Here is a 17,630-nt window from a genome sequence, read left to right on the forward strand (position 1 = left end):
GGCACCGAAGCCGAAACCAGCGCGGGGCACGACTGATACTTTCGGTCGGTGGGGCCACGCCGGCTGATCACCAGGTATGCAACGGGCCTGACGTCGGCCTATCTGTTGACACTCGCCGAGGTGGTCGCGATCGTCGCGGCCCTGGCCGGGCGCAGTGTCATGACCACCGGCAACGTCGTCACCCTGGCGGCGATCGGTGTGGTGGGGACGGCCACGGTCGCCGCAGGCGCGGTGGCGATCCTGCGACCGTCGGTGCGCTGGCTGAGCGCCGGTGAACGTCCCACCCCCGCCGAGATCGCCACCACCGCCAAGACCATGCGCCGCCAGGCCGCCATCACCGTTGCACCTTGGCTGCTGACAGCGGCGATCCTGGTGCCGCTGAACCTGCACGCCGCGGCGTCGGTGTTCGTCGTGCTCACCACCGCGTTGCTGTTCGGCGCCATCGCCACCGTCAGCACCGGCTTCCTGTTCACCCTGCGCACGCTGCGGCCGATCCTGGCCGGTGTCCCCGCCGACGCCGATCGCCCGGCCGTACCGGGTGTGCGGGCCCGGCTGTTGCTCGTATGGGTGGTGTGTACCGCTCTGCCCGGATCGGCGATCGCGGTCCTGCTGGTGCTGCGGTCGCGAGATTGGCTGCTCGACCAGTCGACGCCGATCGAACTGGCGCTGCTGGTGTTGGCACTGGTCGCCGTGGTGCTCGGCCTGCGCTCGACGCTGGCGGTGTCGATGACCATCTCCGATCCGCTCGACGAAGTGGTCGACGCCATGGCCGACGTCGAGCGCGGCAGGATCGACCGCACCATCGACGTCTACGAGTGGTCCGAGATCGGGCGGCTACAAAGCGGATTCAACCGGATGGTGACCGGCCTGCGCGAGCGCGACCGGCTCCGTGACCTGTTCGGACGCCACGTCGGCGAGGAGGTGGCGCGGCGGGCATTCGAGCAGGCGGGTCCGCAGTCCGACGGGTCGAACGGCGACGAACGTGACGTGACGGTCCTGTTCATCGACCTGGTCGGCTCGACCAGGCTGGCGGCCGAACGCGACCCGCACGAAGTCGCCGACGTCCTCAACGACTTCTTCGGCATCGTCGTCGCCGAGGTGGACCGCAATGACGGCCTGGTCAACAAGTTCCAGGGTGATGCGGTGCTGGCGGTCTTCGGCGCCCCACTGCGCATCGACGACCCGGCCACGGCCGCCCTGTCGACCGCACGGGTGCTCGCGCGCCGGTTGCGCCGACTGCCTGTCGACTTCGGCATCGGGGTGTCGAGCGGCCCGGTGTTCGCCGGAAACATCGGCGCCCGCAACCGCTACGAGTACACGGTGGTCGGCGATCCCGTCAACGAGGCGGCCCGGCTGGCCGACCACGCCAAGGATTTCCACGGCCGCACCCTGGGCTCGGCGACGGCGCTCGCCCGCGCCGACGACACCGAACGAACGCGGTGGGCGCCGTGCGGCGAGGCGCTGCTACGCGGGCGACCCCGGGCCACCGTGCTCTACGCACCCGTTCATGCGCCGCCGCAAGATTGATGGAACCGCGGGTTGAACCACAGGCCGTCGTGGGAATACCGGTCCGAGGACCGCAGGACAGCGCTGTGCGCGGGCCGGCCAGCCTCACCATGGATAAACATCACCGGTGTGGCCGACGAACTGACCTGTCGGTCCGTCGTCGCCGATGAGGGCCATGGTGACGGCTACTGTCGCTCCGTCCGCGGGGTCGCCAGCACCTGGAGTCGGCTGTCCACCGTTGAGTTCCGTCGCGCGGTAACCCGGACACACCGCGTTCACCTTCACGCCCTCTGCGCGCAGCTCGTTGGCGTACAGAACTGTGAGGGCGTTCAAAGTTGCCTTGGAAGCCTGGTAGGCGGCTTGATTCAACTTGGTGACCTCGATCTCGGGGTTGGCCATCATCGCGATCGATCCCATCGCGCTCGAGACGTTGACGATCCGTGGAGACCCCGACTTTCGAAGCAGCGGCAGGAACTGGTTGGTGACAGCAGCGACTCCGAACACATTGGTTTCGTAGGTCCGGCGTAGGTCAGGCGTGGTCACCTTCGACGCGGGGTCGAACCCACTGGTGATGGCAGCGTTGTTGACCAAGATATCGAGATGGCCGCTGCTTTGGCCGACGTTGTGAGCCGCCGCAGTCACCATCGTCTGATCGGTGACGTCGAGGTGGAGGAACTCGACGCCGAGTCCCCGTGCGGCAAGCTTCGCCGCTGCGGCTCGCCCGCGGGCTGGGTCCCGCGCAGCCAGGTAGACATGTGCGCCGTGCTCGGCAAGCTGTCGGACGATGTGCATGCCGATTCCCTTGTTGCCGCCCGTGACGAGCGCAACTTTCGGTGTCGTGTTCATGTGCTCCACTCTTGTCAGGTGGCGCTCGGCGAACCAGACACAGGTTGTGTCAGTCATCCGTCGTCCGCCAGAGGCATCATGGAGCCATGGATCAACGGCCACTGGCGCGGTTCCTGAGGGACCGACGGGCTCGACTCATGGTTTCCGATGTGGGGCTACCCCATGATGGCCGGAGGCGGACTGCCGGACTGCGACGTGAGGAAGTTGCACAATTGGCGCACATTTCTGCGTCGTACTACACCCGCCTTGAGCAAGCCCGAGCGCCGCGGCCATCGGGAGGAGTGCTCGATGGCCTGAGCCACGCACTGCAACTGGATCAGGACGAGCGGTCGCTCTTGTTCAGCCTTTCCGGACGGGATGTCGAGCACGACAGAGCCGCGCTCAGGCACGCAGTTCCGGGGGTCCCTGAGCTGATCAATCGCATGCCCGGCACCGCAGTGCTCGTCCTGGATGCAAAGTATGACCTCGTCGGTTGGAACGAATTGGCGACAGCGTTGTTCGGGGACATGTCCGTCCCACCGCCTGCACGGCGAAACCTGGTGAAGGACTACTTCCTTCAGCCAGAAGTCTCTCAGCGCCATTTCGGGGTCACGGGCAGCGAGGACTTCGCGCCCTTCGCTGTCAGCCAATTGCGCCTGGCCGCGGCGCGCTATCCGCGCGACGACGGCATCTGCGCACTGGTCGCCGAGCTGCGTTCACGGAGTGGGGAGTTCGAGGACTTGTGGCATCAGGTCGACGTAGTGTTGCCGCGTCATCAGATCAAGAAGATGACGCACGCAGAAGTGGGTCCGATCGAGATGCACTGCGACCTTCTGGTGATTCCCGACTCAGATGCATTGATGGTGCTCTTCACCGCCGAGCCCGGCACGCGAACTCAGTCGGCACTGTCCGCATTGTCGGCGTTGCGCACCAGCCAGGTGGAGCCGCGCTCGGCGTCGTCGATCCCGATCGCGCCCCACCGCGACGATGACGTCACCGCGCGCAATGACCGTGGCAGCCGTTCACCCGGTCGCACTGCGCTCAAGCGCCCGTGAACGTTGTGTCCGCGGAACTGACGAACGTGAGACACCGACCCACGCGTTCTTCTCGATCACCCTCGCAAGCCTGGTGGGCATCGTGTTGAGGTTCAGCCGGCCGCGGTGTAGCGCAGCATGGTCACGTCGTGATCGGGGTAATCGCAGAACACCGGCTTGACCCGCATACCGATCACGACATCATCGGGTTCGACATCGACGAGTTCGGTCGAGAACCGCGGCCCCTCATCCCATTCCACGATGGCGAGTAGTTGCGGTACGGCGTCGGCGAAGTGCGGGCCGACGGGCCGCCGCGCCACGGTGTAGGAGTACAACGTTCCCATCCCCGAGATCTCGCGCCACTGCAGGTCATCGGCCAGCGTTCGCGGCGCCCGCACCCGGGGGTAGAAGACGTAACACTGCGCCGACGGCGAGTACTGGATGAGCACCCGATGCTCGGCCAGACCATCCCAGAACGGTCCGGTGGTCGGCGTTTTGACCGGCATCGGTCGCTGGAAGGCCGGGGTGCTCATCTCAGTCCCCTTCCAGGACGAGGGTGGTCTGTTCGGACAGGATGCCACCGTTGCCGGACACGAACGCGCGGTGGCACTCCGGCGTCGTACCCGGTGCGGAGCGGCCCACCTGTGCGGCCCCTGCCCGGCCCATGATCTGGCGGGTGGCGTCACACACGTGATGCATCCCGCCGGCGGTGCCGGCCTGCCCGAAGCCGAGTTGACCACCGGCGGTGTTGAGCGGGAAGTCACCGCGAAAGGTCAGATCGTGCTGGGACACGAACTCCATGCCCTTGCCCTTCTCGCAGAACCCGGCGTCTTCCAGACTGAGCAGCACCGTGATGGTGTAGCAGTCGTAGATCGATACCATGTCCATCTGATCGCGGCTGCACCCCGACATCGCGAACGCTGTCTCGGCTGCCCGCGCGATCGGGGTCTGCAGCAGGTCCTCGGCGTAGGTCGGCGTCTTGTAGGGCACCTGCTCACCGAACCCCTTGATCCATACCGGCCGATGCCGGGTCCGGGCGGCGACGTCGGCACCGGCCACCACCACCGCGGCACCTCCCTGACAGGGCATCACGATCTCGAGCATGTGCAACGGATCGGCGATGACCGGGCTGGCGAGCACCTCCTCGATGGAGATCGGCGTGTTCTGCCATACCGCACCCTCGGTGTGGTTGGCGTTGACGCGCTGGTCCGCCACGATCTTGGCCATCGCGCGTTCGTCGTATCCGTACGCCGCGGCGTAACGCTGGGCGACCTGCCCGTAGGGGCCGTTCTGTCCGAGATTGCCGTACGGGATCTCGAATTCGGCCTGAGGAGAGCCGTACTGGTTGCTCGACGCGCCGAAGAACATCGCGTCGACCAACGGTCGGGGCTTCTTCGGTGACGTCGGGGTCAGGTACCGCGCCGGGATCGCGCACAGCACCACATCACAGATGCCCAGCTCGATCGCCGCAGCCGCGCGCCACACCATCCCCACCGCACTGGCCCCGCCGAGGTCGACCATCTCGGCGAAATTCGCCCGCACGCCCAGGTATTCGGTCACCGTCGACGGGACGAAGATCTCCGATTCGCTCAGGTGGGTGGTGACGATCCCGTCGACGAGTTCCCCCGACAGCCCGGCATCCTGCAAGGCCGCCGCGCCGAGCTCTGCCCACTGCTCGAGCATGAACGGCGCCGGGCCGGCCTTTGTCATCCGCTCCGGGGGCAGCTCGACATAGCCGACGATCGCGGCCTCACCACGCAATCCCATGGGTTCTCCTGTCGTATCGTGGGCCGTCCGCGCTCAGCCGCGGGGCAGTCCGAGAATCATCTGCGCGATGATGTTGAGCTGAATCTCCTTGGTGCCGCCGCCGATCAGCTCGGCCGGCAGATGGAAATAGGGTTCGACGATCGGCGGGTCGGAGTCCTCGACGAGCGCTGCCGGCGCGCTCAACTCCAGCGTGGCCTTGAAGGTGCGCCGCAGCATCACGTTCATCGCCACCTTGGCAATGCTCGACGCCGGTCCGGCGGCCTGCCCGTCGAGCAGGCGCATCACCTCCCGAACCGCAAGCACCTTGATCGCGTTGGCGTAAGCGTCGGCTTCCCCGAGTGCTGCCAGCACCCGTCCGCGGTCCGGCCGATCATCGGCGGCCATACGGCGCAGGATGCTGGCCCTGTCGAAGTTCACATAGCCGCTGATCGCGACCCGTTCCTGGGCCATGGTGGCGATGGCCAGGTTCCAGCCGTCGGTCGGCCCACCCAACAGCAGTTCGTCGGGGACGAACACATCGGTCAGGAACACCTCGTTGAAGTGCGCGTCGCCGGTGGCCTGCCGGATCGGCTGCAGCTCAACACCTTCCGAGCGCATATCGATGATGAAGTAGCCGATACCGCGATGCTTGGCCGCCTCGGAATTGGTACGGGCCAGTAGTGCCCCGTAGTCGGCGGTGTGGGCCGAGGACGTCCAGATCTTGTGCCCGTTGATCCGCCAGCCGCCGTCGACCCTGGTGGCCCGCGTGGTCAGCGAGGCCAGATCCGAACCGGCACCGGGCTCGCTGAACAACTGGCACCAGCCGAGCTCGCCGCGTTGGGTGGGCGGGATGAAGCGTTGCGCAACGTCCTCGGACGCCGAGCTGATCAGGGTGGGCAGAATCCACTCGGAGATGCCCAGCGACGGCCGGACCAGCCCGGGCCGCTTGGCGAACTCCTCGTCGATGATCAGCTGCTGCAGCTGGGTGGCGGCCACACCCCACGGTTCGGGCCAGTGCGGCGCGATCAGTCCGGCGTCGGCGAGCAAGGTCCGCTGATCACCGGTGGCGAGGTTCTCGTAATCGCCTTGGCGTCCCGGGCGATCGTTGCGCAGAGTGCAGGCCTGGTCGAGGACCGCGGCCACGCGGCGGCGGAAGTCACCGTCCAGATCACCGAGTTTGAGCGAGATGTCCCGGTTGCGGGTGCGGGTGAGCTCGCCGAGGGACTCGGCAAAGCCACCGGCCGGACCCACTGCGGCGGCCAGAGCGGTCGCCCGTCGCCAGTACAGGTGCAGATCGTGCTCCCAGGTGAAGCCGATGGCGCCGAACATCGTCAAGGTGTCCAGCACCAGGTCGGGGGCCGGCGAGATCGCCATCAACGCTGCACCCCAGGCTGCGATCTGGTTCTGGGTCGCATCCTCGTCGACGGACCGGACCGCATCCCAGGCCGCCGAGGTCGCCAGCTCGGCACTGACCAACAGCATCGCCGCCTGGTGCTGAAGCGCTTGGAACGTGCCGATGGGTTTGCCGAATTGTTCCCGGGTGCGCAGATGCTCGGTGACGGCCCGCACACACCAGCGCAGGACGCCCGAGGCGGCGGCCGCGGCGAGAGCCACCGAGACGCATCGGGCCCGAACGTCGTCGACTCCGGCCAGGACCGCGTCGTCGGGGCAGTGGTAGTCCGCGAGCCGGACCACCCCGACGTCGACGGTCTTGTCGGTGCCGCGGCGGCCCTCCACATCGACACCGTGGCGTGTCGGGTCGATCACCAACCACAGCATGCGGTCGCCGGTGTCTGCGGCGGCGACGATCCTGCGAGCCGACAACGCGCCCGGGATCACCGCCGACATCCCGCTGACCCGCCAGCCGTCTCCGGCGGGGGTTGCCCGAAACTCGTTGCCGTCGGCGAAGATCACCGCGCCCGCCGCACCCTGGGCGAAAGCAGCCAGGAGGTCATGTCTGGCGGGGGTGTCGTCGGCGGTCGAAACGACCGCGCTCGCGGTGACCGTGGGCAACACCGGACCCGGCAACAGTGCGGTCGCGGCCGCCTCCACCACGCACGCGGTGTCGGCCAGGGTGCCGCCCTGGCCACCCACGTCCTCCGGCAGGTGTACGGCGTGAAAACCGTTGGCCACGAACTGCTCCCACCAGGTGGGTAGGTCACCGAGCGCGAGTGCGTCGAATGATCCGCGGGTCTTGTCGATCGGTGCGTGCCGGGCCGCGAACTGGGCCGTGGCCGCAGCCAATTGCTGCTGTTCAGGTGTCAGACCGATCGTCATCGCGCCTCCTTAGACACCCGGCGGCCCCGGTCACGGAAGAAATGCGCCGCGGCCACGATCGATTCCGCGGTGGGTCGCGGTTGCCAGCCGAGTTCGCGGACAGCCTTGCTGTGGTCCATCGGCGACATGATGTGCATCAGCCGGACGTTGAGCGGGGTGAGCATCGTGTCCTTCTGGCGGAAGCGGCCGACTGCGGCGCCGAGGTATCCGGCCGCCGACATGGCCCGGATCGGCACACCGATCCGGGGTGGCCGAACGTCCACGGCGGCACAGCCGATTCGGTAGATGTCGCGGGTGCTCATGAAACGCTCGGCGACGATGTAGCGCTGCCCGATCCGCCCCCGCTCCCCCGCCAGGATCATCGCGCGCGCCGCGTCCTCGACACCGACCACCTCCGCGTCGTAGCCGTCGATGTAGAAGGGAAGCCGACCGGCCACCGCAGCGGCGAGCATCCCGCCGTGTGGGGTGGGCAGGAAGTCGCCGGACCCGTAGGTGTTGGCGACACACATTGCGACCGCGGGCAATCCACGCTCGCGGGCGTACCGCAGCACCAGCTCCTCGGCGGCGATCCGGGACCGGATGTAATGCCCGCCCCGGTCCGACCAGTGGTGGGGGGTGTCTTCGTCGGCCGGCCCGTTCGTCGCCAGACCGATGGTGCCGATCGAGCTGGTGAAGACGAATCGGCGCAGGCCGGCTATTTCGGAGGCGAGGTCGAGCACGTTGCGCAGGCCTTCGACATTGGTGCGCCACATCGGCCGCGGGTCGCGCAGCCAGGGCCGGGCGTCGACGACGCAGTAATGGACGACGTCGCATCCCGACATTGCCACCCGCAGCGCGTCGGTGTCGAAGATGTCGCCGCAGTGGATGTCGACGGGTAGGCCGTCGATTCCGCGCGTCGAACTGGTGGCACGCACCATCGCCCGCACGTCAGGTGTACCGCGCGCGACCAATTCCTTGACGACGTGCGATCCGAGGAAACCGCTGGCGCCGATCACCAACGTGGTTCCCGTCATCACCGCATCACCCGGCTCACCCTCCGCGCCCTAAACGAGACGAAACGTCTCGTCTTGTGGCAGACTACGGGTGATGTCCCAGCGTGTAAAGCCGGACCGACGCCCCCGATGAGCCCCGATGTGGCGACCCCGCGGCGGCGCAGTGAGAAGTCACGGGTGGCGATCGTCGGCGCCACCCGCAGGTTGCTGATGGAACGCGGCTTCGACAAGCTGACGATCGAGGCAGTGGCAGGCCGCGCCGGGGTCGGAAAACAGACCATCTACCGTTGGTGGCCGAGTCGGCACGCGTTGGTCGCCGATGTCATTCTCGAAGATGCCGACAAGATCCTGCGACCCATCGAAGCGACCGGCACAGTCGCCGAGGATCTCTGCGCATGGGCCACCACGCTGGCCTCTGCGCTGACGACGGCGCGCGGAAACGCCATGCTGCGCATCCTGACCACCGCCGGCATGGAGCACCCGGACACCGCTGCCCGCCTGCGCGCCGGTTTCAGCTCACCGTTGCACGAGGCGGTGCGAGATCGCCTGGCGGCCGCGGGCTTCACTCTGGCCTGCGCGCGCGATGCCGCCGACGCCATCGTCGGCGGGATTGTCTACGCGATTCTCAGCGAAGGTCGCTCCTTCGACCCCGCGCGCGCCGAATCCATCACCCGCACCGTCATCGCCGGCCTGGCCGCTCGTTGAGCTGCCGGCGGCCGTCCCACCGGTGTTGAATGGGGCGGTGTCCGACGTCCGCCGCACCCGCACCGTCGCCGCCGAGACGGCCGCGGTCTGGGACCTGTTGGCCGACTTCGGAGCGCTGGCCACGTGGGCCGACGGCATCGACCACTGCTGCCTGCTCAATGGCGAGCGCCACCGGCAGCCCATCGGGTGGACCCGTCGCATTCAGATCGGCCGGGACGTGTTCCTCGAAACTGTGCTGGAGTTCGAACCGCGGCGGGCCCTGGCCTATGAGATCACCGGACTGCCCAGAGGCTTCTCGGTGGTGAACCGCTGGAACCTGGAGCCCGGCAGCGGCACGACTACGGTGTCCCTGACGGGGGTGTCCCTGACGGGGGTGTCCCCGACGAGGGTGTCCCTGACGAGCACGGTTCGGGTGTCGTCGGCGTTGCTGCGACCGGTCGGCGAGCGGGCGCTCGCGGCGATGATGGGACGCCGCTCGGATTCGTTACTGAATTCGTTGGCGACGGCAGTGGAAGGGAAGCCATGACAGCGCACCGGCCCGACATCGTCATCGTCATGACCGACGAAGAGCGGGCGATCCCGCCCTACGAGTCCGACGACCTTCGCGCCTGGCGCGACCGAACGCTCAGCGGCAGGAAGTGGTTCGACGACCACGGAGTGCGTTTCCTGCGGCACTACACCGGATCGCTGGCCTGCGCGCCGAGCCGCCCCACCATGTTCACCGGCCAGTATCCCGACCTGCACGGCGTGACGCAGACCGACGGGCTGGGTAAGGCGCACGATGACTCCCGGCTGCGGTGGTTGCGTCGAGGTGAGGTCCCGACGCTGGGCAACTGGTTGCGGGCCGCCGGTTATGACACTCATTACGACGGCAAATGGCACATCTCGCACGCCGATCTGATCGACCCGTCCACCGGGCGGGCACTGGACACCAACGATGACGAGGGCATCGTCGACCACGCCGCGGTGCGCCGCTATCTGGAGGCCGATCCCCTGTCCCCGTACGGCTTCTCGGGCTGGGTCGGCCCGGAGCCACACGGTGCGAAACTCTCCAACGCCGGCATCCGTCGTGACCCACTGATCGCCGACCGGGTGGTGGCATGGCTGAAGAACCGCTACGCCCGACGCCGGGCGGGTGACCCCGATGCGCTGCGTCCCTTCCTGCTCGTCGCCAGCTTTGTCAATCCGCACGACATCGTGTTCTTTCCGGCCTGGGCGCGCCGTAGCCCGCTGTCCCCGTCACCGCTGGACCCGCCTGCGGTGGCGGCCGCGCCGACAGCCGACGAAGACCTGTCCGGCAAACCCGCGGCGCAGATCGCCTTTCGGGAGGCGTACTACTCCGGATACGGGCCGGCGCGGTCGATCGCGCGGACCTATCGCCGCAACGCCCAGCAGTACCGGGACCTGTACTACCGGTTGCACGCCGAGGTCGACGCTCCGGTCGACCGGGTCCGTCGCGCCGTCACCGAGGGTGGCTCGGCCGACGGCCCCGACGACACCGTGCTGGTGCGCACCGCCGACCACGGGGACCTGCTCGGCGCCCACGGCGGACTGCACCAGAAGTGGTTCAACCTCTACGACGAGGCCACCCGGGTGCCGTTCGTCATCGCCCGGGTGGGGGGCCACGGCACCTCCCCACGCACCGTCACGGCGCCGACGTCACACGTCGATCTGGTGCCGACGCTGCTCTCGGCGGCACACGTCGACACCGACGCGATCGCTGCCGTGCTCGCCGAGTCGTTCTCCGAGGTGCACCCGCTGCCCGGACGCGACCTGATGCCGGTGGTCGACGGCGCCGAGGCCGATCACCACCGCCCGGTCTACCTGATGACCCGTGACAACGTTCTCGAAGGAGACACCGGCGCCTCCGGAGTGGCTCGGATGCTCAAGATGTCGTCGAACGTCCCTGCGCCGCTGCGGATCCGCATACCCGCTCACACCGCGGCGAACTTCGAGGGCTTGGTCACCCGGATCGAAGACGGCATACCGGGCGGACAAGGGCACCTGTGGAAACTGGTCCGGTCGTTCGACGATCCGGGGACGTGGACCGAACCGGGCGTACGCCACCTCGCCGCGGATGGCCTGGGAGGACCGACATACCGTACCGATCCGCTCGACGATCAGTGGGAACTCTACGACCTCACCGAAGACCCGATCGAGATCCACAATCGTTGGGCCGACCCCGGTCTAGACGAGCTGCGAGCACATCTGCGGGCGCAACTGAAATGCGTTCGGACCGAATCGGTGCCGGAGCGCAACCGACCCTGGCCCTATGCCCGGCGCCGGCCTCCGCAGCCGACGCGATGGTCAGCGGTGCGCGCCGTGCGCAGCCTGTGGCGATGAAAAGACTGCCGAATCCAGCGGATTGACACAGCGCCGGAGTGCGCTCGGGAGCCGGTGCTGCCACGCGCAGGAGCACGTCACGGCCGCTGATTCGTACCCGGCGCCTGGAAGAAGCCTTCCTTCAACAACGCGTCGACCGCAATCTGCCACCGGCGCAACTGACCTGGCGATATGAACGGTTCGGCAAGGTGTCGGTCGATGTGCTGGCGAAGGCTGATGGCGCCGAGGGCAAGGACCAGACCGTTGATCGCCGCCCATGTGACATCGACATCCGGGCGGAGTTCGCCCCGTTCCTTGCGCTGTTGCCACCGGGCGACGCCGACGGCGAACAAGGTGTCGAAGATCCGCTCGCCGACCGGGCTGCCGTCCACCAGGGCACGTCCCAGATAGGCCGCCACGTCAGGCTCCTCGGTGAAAAGCCGGTTGATCCTGTCACCGATCTCGGCGACCGAATCGACGGGTGGATCCGACAACGGCCGCGACATGGTGGAGGTGACGAGTCCCAGGACGTACTCATCGACGGCATTGATCAACCCGGCCTTGGTGGCGAAGTGATGCTGCACCAGCCCCAGCGAGACGCCTGCCGCGGCGGCGACACCGCGCATCGTGGTCGCCGCCGCGCCGTGGGCGGCGAAACTCCGCAGGGCCGCGGCGCGAATCCGCTCCACGTTGCGCGGTTCGACCGCGCCCGGCCGGCCCACCTCTGCCATCACAGGGACCACCGTAGACAACCCGGAGACCCCCGTGGACAACGTGCCGACGACCGAAGTCGACAATACAACGGTATCGCTCCTACGATACAAACGTATTGTCGGCTCGGAGGCAGGTGCCGATCACAGGGTTCAGTGCCGACGACGAGGTCCAGTGCCGACGACCCAGTGCCAACCAAGAGGTCAGGGCCAACCAAGAGGCCAGGGCCGATACGAAGGGAGGGCGTGAGTGAATTCGCTACGGATCGAAGAGCAGCCGTGGACGGCGCCGTGCACACTCGATCCCGACCGATGGATGCTCACCCCAGACGAGGGAGCCAAGGCGTTGTGCCGGGCTTGCCCCCGACGCTGGCAATGTGCGCGCGACGCGTGTGTGACACCCGGTGCGGTCGGATTGTGGGCCGGCATCGTGCTGCCCGAGGGCGGCCGCAATCGGCAGTTCGCGCTCAAGCAGCTGCGCTCACTGGCCGAACGCAACGGCCTGTCACCCCGACGCCGGTGAACCGACGCCGGTGAACCGACGCCGCCGAACCGACACCGCCGAACTGCTCCGCGGCATCGCAGCTATCCGGCCAAGATCCGAAACCGGTCTGATCAGGGGCCGGGCCGCACGATCTCGGTGGACTGCCCGGTAGTGGAGATGAAGTCGTCGAGGAGTTCCACCACGTCGTTCGGCTTCTCGACGTGCGGGAAGTGGCCGACGCCCGGCAGTATTTCCAGCCGGCAGCCCGGCCGCACCCCGTCGAGTGCGCGGCCGTGTTCGACCGGGATGATGCGATCCGCATCGCCCCAGATCACGAGCAACGGCAGATCTGAGGTCAGATGCAGCCGATTCAGCGCGCTCACCGCCTGGCCGCGGTAGTCGACGACGGATCGCAGCGTGCGCAGGAAAGCCTGGCGGGTCTGGGCATCCGAGAGCGACGAATACGCGCTCCACATCTCGGCGCCGCGCGGTGAGCTGATGTTCGCCGCCGAGAACCAGCTGCGCAACTTGTTGCCGACCTGCACCACCGGGCGCGGTGCGATGACGGGCATCAGCAGCTCCGCACCCGGCGCCGACAGCAGCCGCAGTGTCCACCCGACGTCCTGGCCGAGACCCCCGCTGCTGATCAACACCAGCCGCTGGCAGTAATCGGGATGTTGGTACACAAACTGCATCGCCACACCACCGCCCAACGACTGCCCCACCACGGTCACCCGCGAGATACCCAGCTCGTCGAGTAGGTCACGCAGGCCGACGGCGAACGCGCCCAACGAGTAATCGCTTCTGGGCTTGGCCGACTGCCCGTGCCCCAGCAGGTCGGGTGCGATCACCCGGTAGCGTCTGGCCAGCTGCGGCAGCACCGCACGCCAGGTCTCGGAGCTGCCTGCCATCCCGTGGAGCAGCAGCAGGGTCTCCTGGCCACGACCGACGTCACGATAGGCAACTCGGTCGCCGTGCAGATCCAGGTACTTGAGGTCGCTCATACGCCTGTGTCCCCTCTCCTGTGCGGATTACTCGTCATGGTCGCAGAGGATCCCCCGCAGCATGCGGTTCGGTGTGCATTGCAACGCCGCGAGCGGTCCGTGAGCGACGTCACGACCGTGATCGGCGGACCCACCAGGTTTCACCGATTGACGGCGGGGTAACTACCTCACCAGCTCAGCGCACGCAGGTCCGCGCATCACCGAAGGAGACGTCATGGCCGAGAGGGCCGAAGCCACCGCCCACTCCGACGACCCGTTCAACGAGACGGTCGCCACCACAGGCCTCTTTCTGATCATCACCGCGATCATCTCGCTCGCCTTCGCCGTCGCAAGCTGGGGATTGTCGGAAACCCTGATCGCAGCCTTCGCTGCAGCCGTGGCGGTGGTCAGCTTCACCTCGAGCATCCTGTGCTTCCGGACCCAGTCCGCCGAAGCGGTCCCGGCCACCGCCGAGGCCCCTGCCTGATCCGAACTGCCCGGCCCCGGTCCGGCTTCTCGGCAGCACGCAGACGATGCCGCCGAGGCCAGGGACGCCGAGGGTGCGGGCGGGGGGATTCGAACCCCCACGCTCTTTCGAACACGGACACCTAAAGACCGCGCGTCTGCCATTTCGCCACGCCCGCAACAGGGCGATGGTATCAATCTCGGCGTACCGACCTCGCCGGTCGCAGAGCGCGCCGACGGCGACCTTCGTCGCCGTCGCGGTACCCGGATCGTGAGCAGGACGCGGTACCGTTGAAAGGTGTCCACTACAAGGCGTAGGAGGCCGGCGCTCATCCTGTTGATGATCGCCGCCGCCGGCGGCTGCCTCGGGCTGGCCTGGTGGCAGTGGATACGTTTCGAATCCACGTCGGGCAGTTTCCAGAACCTCGGGTACGCGATGCAGTGGCCGCTGTTCGCCGGGTTCTGCGTCTACGCCTACTTCAAGTTCGTCCGCTACGAAGAGGCCCCGCCCGCGCCACACCCGCGCGACTCCGTCACCGAGATCCCCGCCGATCTGCTCCCGGAGCGCCCCAAGGCGGCCGTCGGAGCCGAAGCCGACCCGACCCTGCGCGAGTACAACGCCTATCTGGCCGAGCTGGCCAAAGCCGATGCCGAAGATCAGAAGCCGCACACAAGAGGAACCGGTACGTGACCGCACCCGAATCCCCGTCCCCCACCCCCATCGTCACCGCAGAGGCGGTCCGCAAGGCGCTGACCGGATACCGGATCCTGGCCTGGGCGACCGGCCTCTGGTTGATCGCGCTCTGCTACGAGATGGTGATGAAATATGCATTCAACGACGATTCGCTGGGCTGGATCGCGGTCGTCCACGGCTGGGTGTACTTCGTCTACCTGCTGTTCACCGCCAATCTCGCGGTGAAGGTGCGCTGGCCCATCGCCAAGACCGTCGGCGTCCTGCTGGCGGGTACGGTCCCGCTGGTCGGCATCATCGTCGAACACTTCCAGACGCAGAACATCAAAGCCCAGTTCGGCATCTGAGCCGGCTCGGTGGTCGCTGCCGCATCTCGCGATCCCGCCCTCACCGGCCTGCGGGCGGTCGCAGCCCTGCTCGTGGTGAGCACCCACGCGGCATTTGCGACCGGCTATCTGCTGCACGGCTACCTCGGCTCGGTGTACGCGCGGCTGGAGATCGGCGTCGCGATCTTCTTCGTGCTGTCCGGGTTCCTGCTGTTCCGTCCGTGGGTCCGCGCTGTCCAGGGCGGACGAACCGCCCCGTCGGTGCGTCGTTACGCGCGCAAACGCCTGCGGCGCATCGTGCCCGCCTATGTGATCACCGTGGTGGCGGTCTACGAGATCTACATCGTCTTCACCCCCGGCCCCAATCCCGGCCAGAGCTGGCACGGCCTGCTGCGGCATCTGACCTTCACCCAGATCTACACCGACAACTACCTGGGGACGATGCTGCACACCGGCCTCTCCCAGATGTGGAGCCTCGCGGTCGAGGCATCGTTCTATGTGGCCCTCCCGGTGCTGGCGTTCCTGCTGCTGCAGGTGCTGTGCCGGCGCGAGTGGCGCCCGGGCCGTCTGCTGATCGGCATCGGGCTGCTCGCGGCGGTGACGCCGGTCTGGTTTCTCGTCATGCACCTGGCCGACATACACGTCAACGGTGCACTGCCGAACTCCGCCGGCATGTGGCTGCCTGCGCACCTGGCCTGGTTCGCCGGCGGTATGGCCTTGGCCGTGCTTGAGGCCATCGGTGCGCGGTGTGCGGCGATCGTGGCGATCCCCGCCGCGATCGCGCTGTATCTGGTGGTGTCGACACCGATCGGCGGCACCGTGTTCGGACCGGACCCGGCGTGGACCCCGCTGGTGCAGTCGTTGCTGTTCGCGGTCATCGCGACGCTGGCGGTGGCGCCGGTGGTGCTCGGTCGCCGGGACTGGTACTCGCGCCTGCTGGCCAGCAGGCCGATGGTGTGGCTCGGCGAGATCTCCTACGAGATCTTCCTGGTGCACGTCGCGGTGATGGCATTGACGCTGGATCTGGTGCTGGACTGGCCGCTGTTCACCGGGTCGATGCCCGGGCTGATCGCGGCCACGCTGGCCATCACCATCCCGATAGCCTGGCTGCTGCACCGCACAACTAGCCCCCGGACAGAGCGCGCAGCGCGGGCAGCAGCGCGGCGAGCGCCCGCCCCCGATGCGACGACGCGTCCTTTTCCGGTGGGCTCAGCTGGGCCGCCGTCCGGATCGACCCGGTAGGCAGGAACACCGGGTCGTAGCCGAATCCGCCCTCGCCGCGCGGTGCGCGGACGATGGCGCCGGGCCACTGCCCGCGCACCACGACGGACTCGGCTTCCGCCGGACCCCAGACCAGGGCGCATGCCGAGACGAAGGCCGCGCCGCGCCGTTCGTCGGGTACATCTGCGAGTTGGCCGAGCAGCAGCGCCGTGTTCGCGTCATCGTCGCCGTGACGTCCGCACCAGCGCGCGCTCAGAACGCCGGGCATACCGTTGAGCGCCGACACTTCGAGGCCGGAATCGTCGGCGACCGCGGGCACACCGGTGGCCGCGAACGCGTCGCGCGCCTTGGCCAGCGCGTTCTCTTCGAAGGTCGCCCCGGTCTCGGGTGCCTCCTCGAAGGCCGGCACATCGTCGAGCGAGAGCAGCGTCAGGCCGGACACCCCGGCGGTGTCGAGGACTCGGCGCAGTTCGGCCAGCTTCTTCGGGTTGCGACTCGCGACCAGCACCTCAGCCACAAGTCAGCTTCCGAACGCCTTCTTGGCCTGCTCGCCGGACTCCGGAAGCACCCCCGGGTAGGGCAGTTCGAGCGCAGTGCGCTGGATCGCGAACAGCTGATCGCAGGCCACCATCGCGACGTCGAGCATTTTGTCCAGCGTCGACCGCGGGAACGTCGCGCCCTCACCGGTCCCCTGGATCTCCACCAGTGTTCCGGTGTCGGTGGCGACCACGTTCATGTCGACCTCGGCGCGAGAGTCCTCGGTATAGGGCAGGTCCACCCGGATGCGGCCGTCGACGACCCCGACGCTGACCGCGGCGATCGCGCAGGACAGCGGACGCGGATCCGAGAGTTTGCCTGCCGCGGACAGATAGGTGACCGCGTCGGACAGTGCCACATAGGCGCCGGTGATGGCCGCTGTCCGGGTACCGCCGTCGGCCTGCAGCACATCGCAGTCGATCGCAATGGTGTTCTCCCCCAGCGCGCCCAGGTCGATACAGGCGCGCAAGGACCTGCCCACCAGGCGGCTGATCTCCTGGGTGCGTCCGCCCACCCGGCCCTTGACCGACTCGCGGTCGGAGCGGTCGTGGGTGGCGGCGGGCAGCATCGCGTACTCGGCGGTCAGCCAGCCCTGTCCGGAGCCCTTCCGCCAGCGCGGGACGCCCTCGGTGACGCTCGCGGTGCACATCACCCTGGTCTCACCGAATTCCACCAGCACCGAACCCGCGGGATGAGTGGTGAAACCGCGGGTGAGGGTGACCGGGCGCAGTTCGTCGTCGAGGCGGCCGTCTTCTCGTCTGGACACCGGCCAACCCTAACCGGTCACCCGGACACGTTCGCCGCAC

19 protein-coding genes and 1 tRNA gene are annotated in these 17,630 nt (G+C 67.8%); 10 read left to right on the forward strand and 10 right to left on the reverse strand.

Features of this window, described 5'->3' with window-relative positions; all coding sequences use genetic code 11:
- Positions 1-48 precede the first annotated feature (48 nt).
- On the forward strand, positions 49-1,527 hold the full coding sequence (locus tag ACNUDN_RS19155) for an adenylate/guanylate cyclase domain-containing protein (protein ID WP_419123360.1): 1,479 nt from the start codon (positions 49-51) through the stop codon (positions 1,525-1,527).
- A gap of 84 nt (positions 1,528-1,611) precedes the next feature.
- Here the strand turns inward: ACNUDN_RS19155 and ACNUDN_RS19160 are convergent, their stop codons facing one another.
- Positions 1,612-2,409, reverse strand: coding sequence for an SDR family NAD(P)-dependent oxidoreductase (locus tag ACNUDN_RS19160; RefSeq protein ID WP_419123361.1), 798 nt, complete (start codon positions 2,407-2,409; stop codon positions 1,612-1,614).
- Between the two features lie 29 nt (positions 2,410-2,438).
- On the opposite strand from ACNUDN_RS19160, the gene ACNUDN_RS19165 reads away from it, so the two are divergent.
- Positions 2,439-3,386: a helix-turn-helix transcriptional regulator gene (locus ACNUDN_RS19165; protein ID WP_419123362.1), complete on the forward strand. Its 948-nt coding sequence runs from the start codon at positions 2,439-2,441 to the stop codon at positions 3,384-3,386.
- Positions 3,387-3,478: 92 nt separating this feature from the next.
- On the opposite strand, the gene ACNUDN_RS19170 is transcribed toward ACNUDN_RS19165, so the two are convergent.
- From ACNUDN_RS19170 to ACNUDN_RS19185, 4 genes are read right to left on the reverse strand one after another with little or no spacing between them, the layout of a single operon-like run.
- Positions 3,479-3,898, reverse strand: a complete 420-nt coding sequence (locus tag ACNUDN_RS19170; RefSeq protein WP_419123363.1) for a Zn-ribbon domain-containing OB-fold protein — start codon at positions 3,896-3,898, stop codon at positions 3,479-3,481.
- A gap of 1 nt (position 3,899) precedes the next feature.
- Positions 3,900-5,132 carry a thiolase family protein gene (locus ACNUDN_RS19175; RefSeq protein ID WP_419123364.1) on the reverse strand — a complete coding sequence of 411 codons (1,233 nt, stop codon included), beginning with the start codon at positions 5,130-5,132 and terminating at the stop codon, positions 3,900-3,902.
- Positions 5,133-5,165: 33 nt separating this feature from the next.
- Complete coding sequence (locus ACNUDN_RS19180; RefSeq protein ID WP_419123365.1) at positions 5,166-7,388, reverse strand: acyl-CoA dehydrogenase family protein; 2,223 nt, start codon at positions 7,386-7,388, stop codon at positions 5,166-5,168.
- On the reverse strand, positions 7,385-8,401 hold the full coding sequence (locus ACNUDN_RS19185) for an NAD-dependent epimerase/dehydratase family protein (protein ID WP_419123366.1): 1,017 nt from the start codon (positions 8,399-8,401) through the stop codon (positions 7,385-7,387). The genes ACNUDN_RS19180 and ACNUDN_RS19185 overlap by 4 nt, the downstream gene beginning before the upstream one ends.
- Positions 8,402-8,509: 108 nt before the next feature.
- Between ACNUDN_RS19185 and ACNUDN_RS19190 the strand changes: the two genes are divergently transcribed.
- The 3 genes from ACNUDN_RS19190 to ACNUDN_RS19200 are packed head-to-tail and all read left to right on the forward strand — an operon-like array spanning position 8,510 to position 11,428.
- Positions 8,510-9,085, forward strand: coding sequence for a TetR/AcrR family transcriptional regulator (locus tag ACNUDN_RS19190; RefSeq protein ID WP_419123367.1), 576 nt, complete (start codon positions 8,510-8,512; stop codon positions 9,083-9,085).
- 37 nt (positions 9,086-9,122) lie between these two features.
- Positions 9,123-9,611: an SRPBCC family protein gene (locus ACNUDN_RS19195; protein ID WP_419123368.1), complete on the forward strand. Its 489-nt coding sequence runs from the start codon at positions 9,123-9,125 to the stop codon at positions 9,609-9,611.
- Positions 9,608-11,428 carry a sulfatase-like hydrolase/transferase gene (locus tag ACNUDN_RS19200; RefSeq protein WP_419123369.1) on the forward strand — a complete coding sequence of 607 codons (1,821 nt, stop codon included), beginning with the start codon at positions 9,608-9,610 and terminating at the stop codon, positions 11,426-11,428. Before ACNUDN_RS19195 ends, ACNUDN_RS19200 begins: the two co-directional genes overlap by 4 nt.
- A 77-nt stretch (positions 11,429-11,505) precedes the next feature.
- Here the strand turns inward: ACNUDN_RS19200 and ACNUDN_RS19205 are convergent, their stop codons facing one another.
- On the reverse strand, positions 11,506-12,138 hold the full coding sequence (locus ACNUDN_RS19205; protein ID WP_419123370.1) for a TetR/AcrR family transcriptional regulator: 633 nt from the start codon (positions 12,136-12,138) through the stop codon (positions 11,506-11,508).
- A 229-nt stretch (positions 12,139-12,367) separates the two neighbouring features.
- Between ACNUDN_RS19205 and ACNUDN_RS19210 the strand changes: the two genes are divergently transcribed.
- Complete coding sequence (locus ACNUDN_RS19210) at positions 12,368-12,640, forward strand: WhiB family transcriptional regulator (RefSeq protein WP_419123371.1); 273 nt, start codon at positions 12,368-12,370, stop codon at positions 12,638-12,640.
- 92 nt (positions 12,641-12,732) lie between these two features.
- Here ACNUDN_RS19210 and ACNUDN_RS19215 read toward each other — a convergent pair whose 3' ends face one another.
- Positions 12,733-13,605: an alpha/beta fold hydrolase gene (locus tag ACNUDN_RS19215; protein WP_419123372.1), complete on the reverse strand. Its 873-nt coding sequence runs from the start codon at positions 13,603-13,605 to the stop codon at positions 12,733-12,735.
- Positions 13,606-13,819: 214 nt separating this feature from the next.
- Here ACNUDN_RS19215 and ACNUDN_RS19220 point away from each other — a divergent pair, with 214 nt between their 5' ends.
- Positions 13,820-14,071, forward strand: coding sequence for a hypothetical protein (locus ACNUDN_RS19220; RefSeq protein ID WP_419123373.1), 252 nt, complete (start codon positions 13,820-13,822; stop codon positions 14,069-14,071).
- A gap of 74 nt (positions 14,072-14,145) precedes the next feature.
- Here ACNUDN_RS19220 and ACNUDN_RS19225 read toward each other — a convergent pair.
- A tRNA-Leu gene (locus ACNUDN_RS19225) sits at positions 14,146-14,228 on the reverse strand.
- Between the two features lie 119 nt (positions 14,229-14,347).
- Between ACNUDN_RS19225 and ACNUDN_RS19230 the strand changes: the two genes are divergently transcribed.
- The 3 genes from ACNUDN_RS19230 to ACNUDN_RS19240 are packed head-to-tail and all read left to right on the forward strand — an operon-like array spanning position 14,348 to position 16,308.
- Positions 14,348-14,740 carry a hypothetical protein gene (locus ACNUDN_RS19230; RefSeq protein ID WP_419123374.1) on the forward strand — a complete coding sequence of 131 codons (393 nt, stop codon included), beginning with the start codon at positions 14,348-14,350 and terminating at the stop codon, positions 14,738-14,740.
- The gene (locus tag ACNUDN_RS19235; RefSeq protein WP_419123375.1) at positions 14,737-15,087 is read left to right on the forward strand and encodes a DUF3817 domain-containing protein; all 351 of its coding nucleotides are present in this window, start codon (positions 14,737-14,739) and stop codon (positions 15,085-15,087) included. The genes ACNUDN_RS19230 and ACNUDN_RS19235 overlap by 4 nt, the downstream gene beginning before the upstream one ends.
- 9 nt (positions 15,088-15,096) lie before the next feature.
- Positions 15,097-16,308: an acyltransferase family protein gene (locus tag ACNUDN_RS19240; RefSeq protein ID WP_419123376.1), complete on the forward strand. Its 1,212-nt coding sequence runs from the start codon at positions 15,097-15,099 to the stop codon at positions 16,306-16,308.
- Here ACNUDN_RS19240 and ACNUDN_RS19245 read toward each other — a convergent pair.
- Together ACNUDN_RS19245 and rph are read right to left on the reverse strand one after the other, a co-directional pair.
- Positions 16,190-16,804, reverse strand: coding sequence for a non-canonical purine NTP pyrophosphatase (locus ACNUDN_RS19245; RefSeq protein ID WP_419123377.1), 615 nt, complete (start codon positions 16,802-16,804; stop codon positions 16,190-16,192). The two genes, ACNUDN_RS19240 and ACNUDN_RS19245, sit on opposite strands and share 119 nt — an antisense overlap.
- A 3-nt stretch (positions 16,805-16,807) precedes the next feature.
- The gene (gene rph, locus ACNUDN_RS19250; RefSeq protein ID WP_419123378.1) at positions 16,808-17,590 is read right to left on the reverse strand and encodes a ribonuclease PH; all 783 of its coding nucleotides are present in this window, start codon (positions 17,588-17,590) and stop codon (positions 16,808-16,810) included.
- Between the last annotated feature and the right edge of the window lie 40 nt (positions 17,591-17,630).

The sequence above is a fragment of the Mycobacterium sp. smrl_JER01 genome, assembly GCF_048513595.2.
In the GTDB taxonomy this organism is placed as follows: domain Bacteria; phylum Actinomycetota; class Actinomycetes; order Mycobacteriales; family Mycobacteriaceae; genus Mycobacterium.

Excerpts from the sequence above, each read along its gene's own strand:
- ACNUDN_RS19160 (WP_419123361.1), bottom strand. The coding sequence starts at position 2,409 with ATGACTGACACAACCTGTGTCTGGTTCGCCGAGCGCCACCTGACAAGA.
- ACNUDN_RS19175 (WP_419123364.1), bottom strand. The coding sequence starts at position 5,132 with ATGGGATTGCGTGGTGAGGCCGCGATCGTCGGCTATGTCGAGCTGCCC.
- ACNUDN_RS19165 (WP_419123362.1), top strand. The coding sequence starts at position 2,439 with ATGGATCAACGGCCACTGGCGCGGTTCCTGAGGGACCGACGGGCTCGA.
- ACNUDN_RS19205 (WP_419123370.1), bottom strand. The coding sequence starts at position 12,138 with ATGGCAGAGGTGGGCCGGCCGGGCGCGGTCGAACCGCGCAACGTGGAG.
- ACNUDN_RS19185 (WP_419123366.1), bottom strand. The coding sequence starts at position 8,401 with ATGACGGGAACCACGTTGGTGATCGGCGCCAGCGGTTTCCTCGGATCG.
- ACNUDN_RS19200 (WP_419123369.1), top strand. The coding sequence starts at position 9,608 with ATGACAGCGCACCGGCCCGACATCGTCATCGTCATGACCGACGAAGAG.
- ACNUDN_RS19215 (WP_419123372.1), bottom strand. The coding sequence starts at position 13,605 with ATGAGCGACCTCAAGTACCTGGATCTGCACGGCGACCGAGTTGCCTAT.
- ACNUDN_RS19180 (WP_419123365.1), bottom strand. The coding sequence starts at position 7,388 with ATGACGATCGGTCTGACACCTGAACAGCAGCAATTGGCTGCGGCCACG.
- ACNUDN_RS19220 (WP_419123373.1), top strand. The coding sequence starts at position 13,820 with ATGGCCGAGAGGGCCGAAGCCACCGCCCACTCCGACGACCCGTTCAAC.
- ACNUDN_RS19190 (WP_419123367.1), top strand. The coding sequence starts at position 8,510 with ATGAGCCCCGATGTGGCGACCCCGCGGCGGCGCAGTGAGAAGTCACGG.
- ACNUDN_RS19170 (WP_419123363.1), bottom strand. The coding sequence starts at position 3,898 with ATGAGCACCCCGGCCTTCCAGCGACCGATGCCGGTCAAAACGCCGACC.